The sequence below is a fragment of the Roseofilum sp. KMC-1 genome (assembly GCF_057802075.1).
Map to the genome: position 1 here is coordinate 1,057,160 of NZ_CM173605.1, position 14,509 is coordinate 1,071,668.

The following is a 14,509-nucleotide window of genomic DNA, read 5'->3' on the forward strand; positions in this document are numbered from 1 at the left end:
CTGGCGATCTCCCGATCCTCTCCCTATTCCTGAGTCCCAAAACCCAAGTCTGTGCTATGATTCCCATGCACCAGAGCTAACCGATAATACTTCTGAGCATGTTTAACCAAATCCTCCGCCTGCTCTGGAGAAACCTCTCGCAACTGCTTCGCGGGCATTCCCACCACCAAAGAAAACGGAGGCACATCCTTCGTCACCACCGCTCCTGCACCGACAATACAGCCTTCACCCACCACCACCCCATCCAGAACAATCGCCCCAATGCCAATTAACGCCCCCCGCCCAATCTTAGCGCTATGAATCACCGCTCGATGGCCCACCGTCACATAATCCTCTAGAACCGTCGGTTGACCGGGATCGCCATGCAAAATCGCTCCATCCTGGATATTCGTATAAGCTCCAATCTCAATCCGCTCCACATCTCCCCGCACCACCGCCCCATACCAAACACTAGAGCCTAAACCCAAAGTAATATTCCCCACCAGGGTTGCATTAGGGGCAATAAACGCCGCTGAGGAAGTATCTGGGGCTTCCCAGTAGGTGGGAAATGTCACATCTGAGGAATTCATAGGAGTTTGAGCCAAGAAAAAACCAGCAAAGTTCTCTTGGTTATAATACAATCACAAGGTGCGATTTGTTCTGGCGAAAAACGCTTCATGATTAACCCCGTGTTTCAATATCCCGTTTTCGGGCCAGAGATACAGTGTCCTCACTGTCGTCAAACTATTCCAGCATTGACGCTGACGGATACCTATCTTTGTCCTCGTCATGGCGCGTTTGAGTCCGATCCGAAAACGAAAGAGTTAATTCATATTCAGTCTGGCCGTCATTGGCGACTCTGGAAAGACCAATGGTATCGACAACATACCCATCCGGATGGGATTCGCTTTGAGATCCACGAAGCTTTAGACCGGCTTTATACCCAAGGATATCGGGCTACTAAGATTATCATTGCTCGCCGTTATCAGGAGTTAATTCATGCCTATTTAGAGCGCAATTCAGCTTGGCGCAATGAGGAGGATGCCCAACCTCCAAAATTATATGGGTTAGCTGTAGAATTCAGCCCCGATCCTTCCCAGGAACCCTGCTGGGAGGTGATTAATTTTGATTTGGAGAAGGAACCGGGCGCACCCGTGCGTTATCCCTATTTCCGTTTGTTTGAGTAAGCCCAAGTCCCATGCATCATGTTTCGATTCGTACAGCTAATATCCATCTGGCGATCGCCTTTTATCAGATTCTCGGCTTTGAAGTCACGGAGCGCTTTACCACAGGGATGACCTTAGCCTGTTGGCTGGAAGGGTTAGGAGGACGGATTGAATTGATCCAAATTCCCGAACCCCATCCGGCAGCAGATGCCTTTGGGGATGAGCATTACACCGGATATTACCATTTATCCTTTGATTTAACGGATTCCGTCTCAGATTTACCAAGCTGGTTACAGGATTTGCAGCAAAAAGTGATGGCTTGTCCTAGTCTTCTTCCTCTCAAGGTGTTGTTAGATCCCATGCAACAAAGGATTGGCGATCGCCTTTATGAGGTAGCCTTTATTGCAGATCCCGATGGTTTACCCCTGGAATTTTTGCGCCGATATTAATGAATGGGAATATCCGCCTCAACCTGACAGCCTTTCCCGGACTGACTCTTGATCTCAAAGCGTCCACCAATCGCCTGAATCCGGTCTTGCATTCCTCGCAACCCAAACCCCGTAGAATTGAGATCCTGTTCAAACCCCCGGCCATTATCCCGCAAACGCAAACATACCATTCCACTCACCTCCATCACATACACCTGTACCCGCGTTGCCTGACTATGACGCGCCACATTGGTTAGAGCCTCCTGTACCACCCGATACAGAGCAGTTGAACACTTATTCGAGACAGCCGACTTCAGCTTAATTTTCGACTCTATGCGAATTCCGGTTGTCTGTTTCACCTCTTGTAATAGCTCCTGTAAAGCGGCTTCTAAGGTCTTCCCCTTTAAAGGATCGGCTCGCAGAGCAGAAACCGAATGACGCACATCCTTAAGGGCTTCCTTGCCCAATCTTTGCGCCTCCTGCACATATCCCTGAGCCTTGGGCGGATCTTGGGCTAAAAATAGGGCTACATTCTCCAACTGGATACTCTGAGCGGTTAAATAATGGCCGACAGAATCATGAATTTCACGGGCAATGCGATTTCTTTCTTGCAATGCCGCTTGATTTTCTACTAAAAGGGCATACTGGCGCAGTTGTCGATGGGCAATTTTTAAATCTTGCCGACTTTGCTTTTCATTGAGTAATACCCCGATCAACAACAGCACCAACACTAAAACTAAGGCAAATAACAGGGCGGAATTCATGGTTAAATGGAAAATAAAGCTTTGCGATCGCGGGGACAAAAACCGCATAATATCTGTCGATTCTATGGGTTGAGGGCGATCGGGGGACAAATGATGTAAAAATCCCACCCGTCTGAGAATCGTTCCGATCAGCATCCCCAGAAACGAAATATAAGCCACCAAAGCTACTATTATCCGTCCGCGCCAGGGAAACATCAAACACCCTCGAATGACCACCACCAATAGGATCGCTGAGAAAAAGTTCGGCCCGTGCCCCCCAAAGGCAACCGCCAAACCACTCAAACCAAACCCTAAAGCCGTATATAGCACCTGATAGATGAATCGCCCATCTGCTGGAGGTAAGCGTAAACCCATTAAGCCTAAACTGGCAATACTGGCGAGAATTCCGGGAATAAATCTTTGCTCTTCTGGTGGCATTCGGGAAGGGGGGGGAGCCATTCCCCAATCTTGGGGGGGGTGAGGATGTGCAAACAGAGGCAGATGGGGAGGTGGTACAAAGGTTGCTAATACTGCAATGGCCAGTAAAATCCATTCCAAGTACAATAAAAGATGAAAGGGATGGTTAACATAAGATTTCCATCCTAAAAAACGTCCCATGGCTTCCCCCGCTCCTGTGTCTGTGAACCTATTTCGATCTTAAAGGAACTGTTTCACAGAACCGAGGATCTAAGGTCTGCACTTATGTGAAATTCTTGTAGTTCTATAGAACTAGCTGAGATTGGTTCTATAGAACAGGTGAATTTAGGTGATTTGATCCAAGTCGATTGGCGATCGCAATTTCTAGGATTGACTTATCCCATATCGATTTGCATGATGCGGAGGATTCGATCTTGACTACCCATTTACCCGCACCTCAGTCTTCTCCACAACTTCAGAGAGTTGAGTATATCTGGAACTTACCCCCTAGAATTATTTCTGCCGTCATAGGTGCTAGTTTACTCAGTTTAACGGCGATCGCCGGATCGGTCTATCTGCGCTACGGCAATTCTAACTTAACTCAGATTCCCCTCAAAACGGAAACCCTTAAAAACTCTCACCTTGTGGGCGAAAACATGAGTTTTTATCTGGGCAAAAATTCCCTCTATAATATCCAATTTGAAATCAGCCATAAGGGAGAATCTATCCCCATTCGGTTAGAAAATATTGATCTAGAATTAATGATTCCCCAAATCCCGGATATCCTTCAGGGTAATCAGGAATTAACCCAATGGTTTCTAACGGAAAGAGAATTTAATCAACAACAGGTAATTTTTCCCGCCGGTTCTCCAGAAATTAATATCCCCCATGGCTTCATGGGTTATCGTCCTCAAGACATTTCCATTACTCTAACCAACAATGCTTTAGGTGCAGGGTTTTGGGAATTAGCCCTGTTTGCTCAAACCTCAGCAGGAAAAACTCAAATTTATCAAGGCTATTTTAACTTTCCTAAAGGAGCCTACCGTCACTTAATCAGTCAACTTAATGGCGTTTCATATTGGCATTATGCACCCTCCCTAGAAAATTGGCCGGGATTTGATTTTTATCAGGGAATGCCCTTTAATCTAGAAGCACTAAGAACTGTTAAACGTCAGTATCTGATTCCTACCCAAGATCGGCTCTCAAAAACAGATTATCCCCAGATTTCCCAATTACAAAGTGCCAGCGCTAAAACCATTGAATCCCCTTTAGCCGATGAAGAATTATTAGAATTAGAATTAATTTTTAAGAGCGAATCTGGGAAAATTCGTAAATTGATTATTAGTGGACTGGATTGGCATAAAATTCCCCAACTTTCCACCGATGATGAAGATCAGGGACTCTATATACCCATTGGATTTGCTCCCCCATTTAGGCAAAATTATCAACAGTTGAAACAAAATCCACCCCAAAAAAATCCTCTATTCAGCGTCATGCTGGATGGCTACAATTTAGTCATGAACTATCGCCAGGAGGTCGGGATTAATGGCTTGGCGATCCATCGAGATCTCCGAAATCCCCATAAATTGCATTTTTATTTGATGTCTGATAAGCAGATGACTGGGGTGAGTCGCTCGGTTTTGGATTTAACCCAATGGGTTTTAATCGAACATCCAGAACCGGAAGCCATGAGCGTAGTTAAAACCTTTGAACCTCTCCCCTCATCGGACTCTTTTCAGTAGATTTAATGCGTGGAAATTAACCACAGGATTCTAGAGGTTTAAAAATGACATTTAGCAGGTAAAGTTGACTCTCCTCAGTGGGTTCAAAACTTTGGTTTTTGACGGCTTCTAATGCAGCCTGATTTAAAAGGGCATATCCTGTACTTTGAATTAAGTTTACCTCTCGTATAATTTCACCTTCAGGATTCACTAATACGCCAATGATGGCTCGTCCTTGCAGTTGGTATCGACAAGCCAGTTCAGGTAAGGGGACTTCGATTTCTTTTTGCTGCCAGAGGGAACGATTACCATTATTTTTATAGCGGGCGGGAATATTGTTAATCCAAAATTCGAGGGCGGCAGTGGCTTCTTCTTCACTGGTTCCTTCTGAATTATAGGCGATCGCCTCCCGCAAGGCTTGTACTTCCGCTAAAAGCGGATCTTCAGGTTCTGGGGTTTCCTCTTCTGGAGGAACCGCAGCTACTTCAGAAGATTCCGGTTCTGGGGTTTCCTCTCCCGGATTCTCCGAGGCTTCGGCTTGCTGGCGATATTGTTCTTGTCGGCGACGCAATTCGGCGATCGCCCCCTCTGGTATTCTACTGGGTAATACACCCGGTTCTGTCTCTTCAGGCTGTTCTTCTCCTGTCGGTTCTGGACTTTCGGCAGATGGAGGGGTTTGAGTTTCCTCTTCTGGATTCCGTGCCAACCGATTAATTTCTAAATCCAGATCTTCTGGAGGTAGCACCGGCAAAGGATTGGCATCACTATAAACCGGAGGATTGGGCGGCGGCGGCGGCAAAGTCGGTATAATTAACGGCTCTGGGTAAGGAGAAGTCGAAGAAATTGGCGGCAGTTGCAACACCGGAGGCGGGGGTAACTCCAGAGACGCACGGGGCGGAGGCAACACAAAAGAAGAGGGATTTTGGACACTGGAACTATTGGCAGGAGGACTCGGAAGCGTGAGCTGTTGCAACGCTTCGGGATTAATGGGGGGTAAAGTCAGTTGGGAAGGACTATTCAGGTTGGGTAGGCGTTGCAATTGTTCGGGAGTCAGTTCAACTAAATCAACCGTATCGAGGGAGGTACGCGGATTGCCACTTCTGATGGGAATCTTAATCCACAATAGACCATGGAAGGCAACAGAGGCGATCGTAGCAATCCAAAAGGGCTGGAGAAGAGGTTGGCGTTGCTGGAGAAACAGGGGAGAATAGGTCATGGTAGGAGAATAGGGGAATTGGGGAATTGGGGAATTGGGGAATAGGAGACGCGATGATCGCCAATTACTCATTTTCATTACCCATGATAATCAGCAAGGAAAAGTAAGAGAGGGAGAGTTGGGGAAATTGTTCTAGATTAGTATAAATTCTTTGGTTGGGTTGGGTGGCTCGTTCCACAATATAGGCTTGTTTAAATAGATTTCGTTCTTTCAGGAATTGCCACACTTGCCCATACACCGAACTCACTTTCATTAACACCACCACTTCTGAAGAGTTTAACGCTTCTGCTAGGCGATCAATATGATAGAGCGCCGGTAAAATCATCAGCCGTTGATCCCGAATGGTGAGAGGAAGTCCCAAAACGGCGGCGGCTGCCATAGGTGAGGCAATACCGGGAATCACTTCTATCAAAGCTTGAGGATGATTTTGGCTCAGAGTTTGGGCGAGATAGTTAAAAGTGCTATAAAAACTAATATCCCCTTCACAGGCAAAAGCCACATTTTGCCCTTGATATAAATAGTGCCAAACCTTTTCAGCCGCTTCTCTCCAGGCTTGCTGTAGAAGGCTTTCATCTTGTAGATAGGGAAAGCTGAGGGAGAGTTGGATCTGTTCGGGTTTGAGCCAGGGTTGGATGATGGTTTCAGCTACACCCGGTTGGTTATTGAGTCCGGAGGGAAAAGCAACCACAGGCGTATTTTGCAGTTGCCGCCAGCCTTTGAGGGTAATCAGCTCTGGATCGCCTGTACCGATACCAATGCCGTAAAGAGTTCCGAGTTGCACAAATATCAAAAAATAATAGACAAATATTTATCCTAAATCATTTGCTGAATATTCAAGCTATTTCCCCCTTCTCCTGGGGGAGAAGGGGGGTAGGGGGATGAGGGAGCGCACATAGCTCAAACGGATTGTAAACCGCGATATACGGATGTCTGGGTAGCCGCTCAGGAGGGAAAATAGAAAAAATCATCCAGTTAGTTCACCCGATAAGATGAAGTCAATTGACCTTTATTCAGCAAGACTATATAAAAAGGCTGTTGATTTTATGACCTATGTGTATTCATCCGGCAATGCTTCTGGAAGAAAGACAGTTAACCTATAAAAGGCTCAGTGAGATTTTGTATTTGCTTGATGATATTAAGCGAACTACAGATCCAGCACAGCTCAAAGAGCTGACAGAGCAGGCGAGTCAATTGTGTATTGAATTAAGATATCATTATTCCCAGTTAGTCCCCGATCCAAATTTTAATGGTGGTATCACGGCTTGCGGTCGCCATCAGGGAACGGATAGGATTCATGACGATCGCATTGATGTCTTTGATATGTTCTCTCAAGGTTTGTCTGATTTTCAAGGTACTTAAATCCCAAATGATTAAGCTCCCATCAGCACTAGCAGCAATGAGCTGTTGGTTGTCTGAGCTAAAGGTAACGGCTCTTATCCAGTCGGAACAGGGTGAAAAGGTATGTTGGGGTAAGAGGTTGCTGCTGAGTTGGGAAAGGTTCCACAATTTTACCGTTAGATCGCTGCTGCCACTGGCTAAATATTGTCCATCTCGACTAAAGGAGAGGGCATTAATATCCCCTTTATGTCCCTTGAGTTGGGTGATGGGTTCTCCGGTTTCCACATGCCATAGATAGATTTGATTATCGCTACTTCCAGAGGCGATGTATTCACCTCTTGGACTAAAGATAACCGTATTAATACCACGGGGGTGAGGGATGGAATAATGGCGATCGCGCCAGCGATGCGTAGCATTATCGCCCTCTATAAACCAAATTTGTAAGCGCCGATCATCTCCGCCACTGGCGATCGCCTTGCCTTGAGGATGGTAGGCTACAGATAGGGTTACCGTACTGCCATAATGCTCTAATCCTGTACAATGCACTGTCCCCGTCACAAAGTCCCAGATTTTAATCACATCATCAATACTGCCACTGGCTAGTTGATGTTCCACAGGACTAAAAGCTAAGGTGAGAACTGGATTAGTATGAAGATTTAAAGTCTCTTCTAAGCTACCGGTTTCTAGATTCCAAATTTTAATTGAACGGTCAAAACTGCCACTCGCTAAAAGCTGTCCATCGGGACTGATCGCTAAGGCACAAACTGAACCTCGATGACCCTCTAAGGTTTGCACACAGCGCCAAGTTTTAGACTCTGAATGGGGGAAAAATTGAGGTCTTGGGGGCGGAGGAGGGGGCAGTTTTTTCTCTGGCTTGAGGGCGTGATAAGCATCCCTCGCACAGCGATATCGGTGTTTCGTTCCCAGTTGAATTAATCGATCTAAAATGGCTCCGAGTTTATCACTAATTTGAATGTCCCCTAAGTATTCCTGCCACACCCAATGTCCTTCTGAACTATCAAATAGCAAAAAAGGAGATACCTGGGTTAACAAGTATAAACAAGTTACACCTAAACTATATAAATCACTGGCATAAATGGCTTTTCCCCGCAGTTGTTCCGGGGCCACATATTCCGGGGAACCAATGGTGGTTCCGGTGTTGAGTAGGGCGCTTTCAGTGACATATTTAGCGGAGCCAAAATCCACTAAACTATATTCCCCATTTAAACCTTGAATGATATTAGCAGGTTTAATATCTCGGTGAATGACTTGCCGGTCATGGATATAATTGAGAACAGGTAAGAGTTTTTTCAGTAAATCTCGGATTTGAGGCTCTGTCCATTTTCCGGTTTGCTCTGAAATGACCTCTAGGTTTTCTCCAGGGCGATATTCTTGCACTAAATAGTAGTGTCCTCCTTCGTGAAAATAATGATAAAATTTGGGAATTTGCGGATGATTACCCAGTTGAACTAGCCGTTGTGCTTCTTGTTCAAATAAGTCGGTTGCTTTGCGAATTTGATCGGGATTTTGGCTCTCAAAGCTTAATTGTTTGATCGCACATCGGCGCGTTTTTTCTTGGCTTCTATCAAGAGCAAGAAAGGTGCGACCAAATCCCCCTTCACCGATTTTTCTGATGGCTTGATAGTGTTGTTTGAGGATGAGGCTTTGTCCACAGGTTTGACAGTATTTTGCACCCTGGGGATTTTGGGGAAATCTGCAATGGAGGTTTAAGCAGTAAGACATGGAATCAATATCAATATTAAAAATAAAAGGGTTGACTGCGGATTTTGGGTTATTGTAGACTGGTTTTAATCAAGAGGAAATTATATAAATGACTTCAGAAGAACAGAAAACAACGGGTGCAGATGCAGTGGATGTGGCGATCGCCCAAGGAATTGATTTAGACGGCAGTCCCATCCCTCCGGCTAAATTAGAGCTGTATCATAAAGTGATGGGCTTGGAAGGCGATCGCCAACGCAGTGGCGTTAGTAATACCATGCGATCGCGCATTGTTCGGATCGGAGCTAAACATTTACCCCAGGATGACCTCAATCAAATGTTACTCGATGCTGATTTTGCCCCGTTGAAAGAAAAGGAAATCCTTTTCTATTACGGCGGTTAAATCGGGTAAGATTTCTACACCCCTTGAATCGAGGACGTGCCCATACCTTGGAACATGATCCAAGAAAGGACAAAATCGGTCATAAAAATAGAAAGCAGAGAAATAACTACGGCGGTGGTAGTCGATTTACCCACACCCTTTGCACCGCCTGTAGTCGTCAGTCCCCAACTACAACCAATGACCGCAATTAGAGCGCCAAAAATAAAGGATTTAATCACAGAGCTACAGACATCCCAGGGAGTCATAAAGCTTTGCACTGAGGAGAGAAAGACCGAGTAGGGAATCTGGTATTGCGCTTCGGCAATGAATAAACCGGAGCCAATACCCGCCACCAGCGCAATCAAACTCAGAAGGGGCAGCATTAAACAACAGGCAACTAATCGAGGAATGACCAGGTAATCAATGGGGTCAGTTTTGAGCATGTAGAGAGCATCGATTTGTTCGGTCACTTGCATCGTTCCAATTTCAGCAGCAAAGGCAGAACTGACGCGCCCAGCCACAACGACAGCCGTGAGAACGGGGGAGAGTTCCCTAGCGAGGGCGAGGGAGAGAACTCCACCAACAGCAGCAGTGGCTCCAAAGTTGATAAATTCACGGGAGACTTGGATGGTGAAGACAAAACCGACGCTAATGGCAGTCATGACGGCGATCGCCAGGGAAGCTGGCCCGACATTGATCATCTGCTCTAGGGTATTTCGGCGGTGAATGTTTCCAGCTAGGATATGGGCGATCGCCTGTCCCCCCAACAGGATAGCGGCTAGGGGGCGATAGAAAGGTGTGCCGCTCTGCAAGAGTTTGGGTTGACTCAAAGCTACTTCCGGGTTAAGACTACAACACTTATAGGATACAGCGCTCTCATCAGTTATGAGTAATGACTCATGACTCATGAGTTCAGCCGATGCCCCTCATTCCTAGTAAAATAGGACATGGGTTTAGCCTGAGATTGAGTTTATAGGAGAGAGCCATGTCAGTCCTATTGAAGCGGTTATTTACGGTAGACGAGTATCAGAAGATGGGTACAACTGGGATTTTACCTGAGAGCGATCGCACAGAATTAATCCGAGGAGAAATTATTCAAATGTCACCTATTGGCCCAATTCATGCCTCTTACGTCGATCGCCTGACTCGGTTATTTTTATTGCAATTAGGCGAACGGGTATGGGTAAGAGGACAAAATCCAATTGTGTTAGATAATACTTCTGAGCCAGAACCAGATTTATCCTTATTGCGTCCCCGTGCGGATTTTTATCGGGGTGGACATCCACAACCGGAGGATATATTTTTACTGGTAGAAGTAGCAGATACCACACTTCGGGGCGATCGCGAAATCAAAATTCCCCTGTATGCACAAGCCCAAATTCCCGAAGTTTGGCTGCTCAATATTCCCGAACAGTGTTTAGAAATCTATCGCCAACCGACTCCAGAAGGCTATCAGCAGGTTCAACGCTTAGAAGAGGGAGAAATTTCGGTGCAATTATTTCCCGATATCCAGTTTGCGGTTGCAGAAATTTTGGCATAATTTCCCACAGTAAATCCCCCCTCCCCCATCTTCAGAAGGGTTAAGTTCTTTATATAGCCTAGCAGGATTTCAGATATTAATGAGAATAATTATTAACAATCTTAAAGATAGGTCTTTATTTATAAAAAATCGCAATTAGAGGGGAGACTCTATTTGATGAAATCCGATGAACTGGGAAGGGTCATCTGATGCTCAACCAAGGGACGCAGACTATTTAAGCCATCTCCCACAAAGGCCACAGTCCACCCCGAACGGTGTAAATCTCGCAGAATACGAGCCTTATCATCGGGGAAAGCTTCCGCCAGTTGCTCTAAGGTGCGACCACTACGAACCAGAATGCCATGGCGAGTGGTATGGTTTAAGGCCCCTAAAAAAGCCGTGGGAATGGAAACACGAATACCGGTTACAAAGTCTAGGGTTAAGATGGCGGCTGCCCTAGAGGGATCGCCAGTAGTGAGCCAGACGAGAGCAGCAAGAAACAGGGAGGGCCAAATTAGGCGATCGGCGATTTTTTCCGCATAGTTAGCCATGCGGGTATCATGGACAGGAGCCTTTTGGAGTTAAGGGCCTAGACGATTCAGCATTAGTCTACTACAGCCGATAGAAACAAAAAGATTTCTCAATAAAAAGTTAATCTTTTTCATCTTACTGCTAATAAACTTAATATTGTTGCTAATCTAGCTAGACAAGAGTAAACTGATATTACCTTATAAATGAGAATAATTAGCAACTCTCATGAACCACAGTCAAGTTTTAGGTTGGATCAAAGGATGGGGTGGGAATAAGCGCCCCGATCGCCCCCCAGGGCGAGGACAACATCATCACGGTCATTACGACTATCTCGGAGTCAGTGACAGCCAAGAAGCACCAGCAGAATCAGAAATAGTCGAAACCAACGGGTTTTTGCTCAGTCAAGGACAACCCGGAAAACAGGTATGGGTGAGGGGATTTCAGGGAAAAGGGGGAATCTCTCGCCTACTCGCCATGGGAATTACCCCAGGATCTCAGCTCCAAATTCTCAGTCGTCAAGGCAGTGGCTCAGTAGTCGTGGCGATCGCCAATAACCGATTAGGCTTAGGCGCAGGTCTAGCCTCACGAGTCCTCGTCAGCGAAACCAACCCATCCTTACACCCCAATCTAGATATGGAAAACTCAACCTCCACACTCCATTTAGGAGACCTGAGTGTAGGCGAAAAAGGGCGCATCATCGGCTACGAAAACACCCATCGCGCCTACAAAAGCAAACTCCTCTCCATGGGACTCACCCCAGGAACAGAATTTACCGTCGTTCGCGTTGCTCCCTTGGGCGATCCCGTAGCCATTCAGTTGCGAGGCTTTAATTTAAGTGTACGCAAACAAGAAGCCGAAGCCCTACAAGTGGAAAGCGTATAGCACTTTACGCTGGTAATGAGTAATGAGTCATGGGCGATCCCCCATTCCCCCATTCCCCCATTCCCCTAATCCCCCATTCCCCCACATTGAAGATGCTCAAACCCATTGTTGCCTTAATTGGTAATCCCAACTGCGGAAAAACCACCCTCTTTAACGCCCTCACTGGAGCCAACCAACGCACAGGAAACTGGCCAGGAGTGACCGTCGATCGCAAAGAAGGGCAGTTTAAAATCCATGAATCAACCATTACCCTCGTAGATTTACCAGGGGTCTATTCCCTGGATGCCGAAGAAAGTGCAACCGGCATGGATGAGCTAGTCGCACGAGATTACCTGCTCTCTGGGGAAGCCCAACTGGTGATTAACATTATCGATGCCTCCAACCTAGAGCGCAATCTTTATCTCACCACCCAGTTAATGGAAATGCGCCTACCCATGGTCATTGCCCTGAATATGATGGATATTGCCCAGAAGCGAGGCATAGACCTTAATGTAGACCAATTAGCCCACAGGTTAGGTTCTCCCGTAATTCCCATTATTGCCACCGATCGCCAAGGCATCAAGCCCTTAGTCAACTTAGTCGCTCAAATCCTAGAAAACTTAACCCATTCTCCCAGTTATGTCGGCTACCCAGCCGTCATCGAAGATGCCCTAGCCGAAATCGTCCCCTACCTGACTGAAAACACAACCAATCGTATCGTCGAACCTCGCTGGACAGCTCTAAACCTCCTGCAATACGATCAACGCGGAGCAGGTGAAATCGTTACTCCAGAATTCACAAACCTAATTGCCAAACATCGGCGTACCATTCACCAAGTCCTAGGAGAAGACATTGATATTTTAATTGCCGATAGTCGCTATAGCTTTATTCAAAGCGTAACCCAAGAAGCCAGTCAACACACCCAAGAAGTCAGTCAGTCCATGAGCGATAAGATCGATGCCATCGTCCTCAACCGTTGGCTCGGCATTCCCATCTTCTTCGGCATCATGTACTTAATGTTCCTATTTACCATTAACGTCGGCAGTGCCTTTATTGACTTCTTTGACATTGCCGCCGGGACAATCTTTGTAGACGGGTTTGGGCAACTGCTGGAAAGCCTCAACTTCCCTGGATGGGCGATCGCCCTCTTAGCCGACGGCGCAGGCGGTGGCGTGCAAACCGTCGCCACCTTTATTCCCGTAATTGCCTTCATGTTCCTGTTCTTATCCATACTCGAAGACTCCGGATATATGGCAAGAGCCGCCTTTGTCATGGATCGGATGATGCGGTTTGTCGGCTTACCCGGAAAATCCTTTGTCCCGATGTTAGTCGGCTTTGGCTGTAACGTACCCGCAATTATGGCCACCCGCACCCTAGAAAATTCCCGCGATCGCCTCATGACCATCCTCATGAACCCCTTCATGTCCTGTGGGGCAAGGCTTCCCGTCTACGCCCTCTTTGCCGCCGCCTTCTTTCCCATCGGCGGCCAAAACATCGTCTTTAGCCTCTATCTACTCGGCATTGCCTTTGCCATCCTCACCGGGCTAGTGATGAAAAACACCATACTCAAAGGTGACATTTCCCCCTTTGTCATGGAGCTTCCCCCCTACCATATTCCTCGACTCAAAGGAGTATTCTTGCGAACTTGGGATCGGCTGCAAGCCTTTCTCCTAAAAGCCGGGAAAGTCATTATTATCATGGTTACCATCCTCGGATTACTCAACTCTTTAGGAACCGATGGATCATTTGGTAATCAAGATAGCGATCAATCCGTTCTCAGTATTGCCAGTCAATCTGTTACCCCCGTATTTGCGCCCATGGGCATTACCCAAGAAAATTGGCCCGCTACCGTCGGCATCTTTACCGGTGTATTTGCCAAAGAAGCCATGGTGGGCACACTCGATTCAGTCTACGGGCAATTGGCAATTAGCGATAATCCAGAATTAGCCCAAGAAGATAACGACTTTAGTCTCTGGGGAGGTCTTCAAGAAGCCTTCGCCACCATTCCCGCCAACTTAGCCGAACTCCCCAGTACCTTACTCGATCCCCTAGGATTAAACATTGGCGACACCACAGACATAGAAACCGCTTCCACAGAACAAGAAGTCAACTTAGGCACATTTGGAGCCATGGTGCAACGCTTTGATGGTCAAGCCGGAGCCTATGCTTACCTCCTATTTGTCCTGCTCTATTTTCCCTGTGTCTCTGCTACCGCAGCCGTTTATCGGGAAACCAACTTAAGATGGACAGTCTTTGTCGGTTCCTGGACAACCGGTTTAGCCTATTTAGTCGCCACCAGTTTCTATCAAATCACCCAATGGAATCTGCATCCCCTCTTCTCTAGTTTATGGCTAGTAGGTATGGTTGCTATTAGTGTTGGTGTCTTCTTCACTCTAAAAATGCTCCATCCCCAGCTCAGAGCCACACCGTCAGTCTGAAAACCCCATCTAGAGGATAGAGGAATAGGACGCTTTCCTGTTCCCCATTCC

Annotated in this window: 13 protein-coding genes and 1 pseudogene; 7 read left to right on the plus strand and 7 right to left on the minus strand. The window is 46.6% G+C overall.

Going from position 1 to position 14,509, the window contains the following annotated elements; translation table 11 throughout:
* Nucleotides 1-23 precede the first annotated feature (23 nt).
* Nucleotides 24-569 carry a gamma carbonic anhydrase family protein gene (locus AC3FZD_RS05045; RefSeq protein ID WP_488739081.1) on the minus strand — a complete coding sequence of 182 codons (546 nt, stop codon included), beginning with the start codon at nucleotides 567-569 and terminating at the stop codon, nucleotides 24-26.
* A gap of 87 nt (nucleotides 570-656) precedes the next feature.
* Here AC3FZD_RS05045 and AC3FZD_RS05050 point away from each other — a divergent pair, with 87 nt between their 5' ends.
* Together AC3FZD_RS05050 and AC3FZD_RS05055 are read left to right on the plus strand one after the other, a co-directional pair.
* The gene (locus AC3FZD_RS05050) at nucleotides 657-1,166 is read left to right on the plus strand and encodes a TIGR02652 family protein (RefSeq protein WP_488739082.1); all 510 of its coding nucleotides are present in this window, start codon (nucleotides 657-659) and stop codon (nucleotides 1,164-1,166) included.
* Between the two features lie 11 nt (nucleotides 1,167-1,177).
* Nucleotides 1,178-1,594: a VOC family protein gene (locus tag AC3FZD_RS05055; protein ID WP_488739083.1), complete on the plus strand. Its 417-nt coding sequence runs from the start codon at nucleotides 1,178-1,180 to the stop codon at nucleotides 1,592-1,594.
* Here the strand turns inward: AC3FZD_RS05055 and AC3FZD_RS05060 are convergent.
* Complete coding sequence (locus AC3FZD_RS05060) at nucleotides 1,591-2,934, minus strand: sensor histidine kinase (protein WP_488739084.1); 1,344 nt, start codon at nucleotides 2,932-2,934, stop codon at nucleotides 1,591-1,593. The two genes, AC3FZD_RS05055 and AC3FZD_RS05060, sit on opposite strands and share 4 nt — an antisense overlap.
* A gap of 233 nt (nucleotides 2,935-3,167) precedes the next feature.
* Between AC3FZD_RS05060 and AC3FZD_RS05065 the strand changes: the two genes are divergently transcribed.
* Complete coding sequence (locus tag AC3FZD_RS05065) at nucleotides 3,168-4,475, plus strand: hypothetical protein (protein WP_488739085.1); 1,308 nt, start codon at nucleotides 3,168-3,170, stop codon at nucleotides 4,473-4,475.
* Nucleotides 4,476-4,491: 16 nt separating this feature from the next.
* Here the strand turns inward: AC3FZD_RS05065 and AC3FZD_RS05070 are convergent, their stop codons facing one another.
* From AC3FZD_RS05070 to AC3FZD_RS05080, 3 genes are all read right to left on the minus strand, one after another.
* On the minus strand, nucleotides 4,492-5,670 hold the full coding sequence (locus AC3FZD_RS05070; protein WP_488739086.1) for an energy transducer TonB: 1,179 nt from the start codon (nucleotides 5,668-5,670) through the stop codon (nucleotides 4,492-4,494).
* Between the two features lie 64 nt (nucleotides 5,671-5,734).
* Nucleotides 5,735-6,451, minus strand: a complete 717-nt coding sequence (locus tag AC3FZD_RS05075; protein ID WP_488739087.1) for a precorrin-2 C(20)-methyltransferase — start codon at nucleotides 6,449-6,451, stop codon at nucleotides 5,735-5,737.
* A 443-nt stretch (nucleotides 6,452-6,894) separates the two neighbouring features.
* The gene (locus AC3FZD_RS05080; protein WP_488739088.1) at nucleotides 6,895-8,751 is read right to left on the minus strand and encodes a protein kinase domain-containing protein; all 1,857 of its coding nucleotides are present in this window, start codon (nucleotides 8,749-8,751) and stop codon (nucleotides 6,895-6,897) included.
* Between the two features lie 88 nt (nucleotides 8,752-8,839).
* Here AC3FZD_RS05080 and AC3FZD_RS05085 point away from each other — a divergent pair, with 88 nt between their 5' ends.
* Nucleotides 8,840-9,130 (plus strand): small RNA NsiR4-regulated ssr1528 family protein, encoded by a 291-nt coding sequence (locus tag AC3FZD_RS05085; protein ID WP_488739089.1) that lies wholly within the window; start codon nucleotides 8,840-8,842, stop codon nucleotides 9,128-9,130.
* A 14-nt stretch (nucleotides 9,131-9,144) separates the two neighbouring features.
* Here AC3FZD_RS05085 and AC3FZD_RS05090 read toward each other — a convergent pair whose 3' ends face one another.
* Nucleotides 9,145-10,017 carry an MlaE family lipid ABC transporter permease subunit gene (locus tag AC3FZD_RS05090; RefSeq protein ID WP_488739090.1) on the minus strand — a complete coding sequence of 291 codons (873 nt, stop codon included), beginning with the start codon at nucleotides 10,015-10,017 and terminating at the stop codon, nucleotides 9,145-9,147.
* Between the two features lie 77 nt (nucleotides 10,018-10,094).
* On the opposite strand from AC3FZD_RS05090, the gene AC3FZD_RS05095 reads away from it, so the two are divergent.
* The gene (locus tag AC3FZD_RS05095; RefSeq protein ID WP_488739091.1) at nucleotides 10,095-10,649 is read left to right on the plus strand and encodes a Uma2 family endonuclease; all 555 of its coding nucleotides are present in this window, start codon (nucleotides 10,095-10,097) and stop codon (nucleotides 10,647-10,649) included.
* Nucleotides 10,650-10,945: 296 nt separating this feature from the next.
* On the opposite strand, the pseudogene AC3FZD_RS05100 reads toward AC3FZD_RS05095, so the two are convergent.
* Nucleotides 10,946-11,209 (minus strand): annotated as a pseudogene (locus tag AC3FZD_RS05100) (heavy metal translocating P-type ATPase); the annotation flags it as partial.
* Nucleotides 11,210-11,384: 175 nt separating this feature from the next.
* Here AC3FZD_RS05100 and AC3FZD_RS05105 point away from each other — a divergent pair.
* Together AC3FZD_RS05105 and feoB are read left to right on the plus strand one after the other, a co-directional pair.
* The gene (locus AC3FZD_RS05105; RefSeq protein WP_488739092.1) at nucleotides 11,385-12,041 is read left to right on the plus strand and encodes a FeoA family protein; all 657 of its coding nucleotides are present in this window, start codon (nucleotides 11,385-11,387) and stop codon (nucleotides 12,039-12,041) included.
* A gap of 92 nt (nucleotides 12,042-12,133) precedes the next feature.
* Nucleotides 12,134-14,458: a Fe(2+) transporter permease subunit FeoB gene (feoB, locus tag AC3FZD_RS05110; RefSeq protein ID WP_488740271.1), complete on the plus strand. Its 2,325-nt coding sequence runs from the start codon at nucleotides 12,134-12,136 to the stop codon at nucleotides 14,456-14,458.
* The last annotated feature ends 51 nt before the right edge of the window (nucleotides 14,459-14,509 follow it).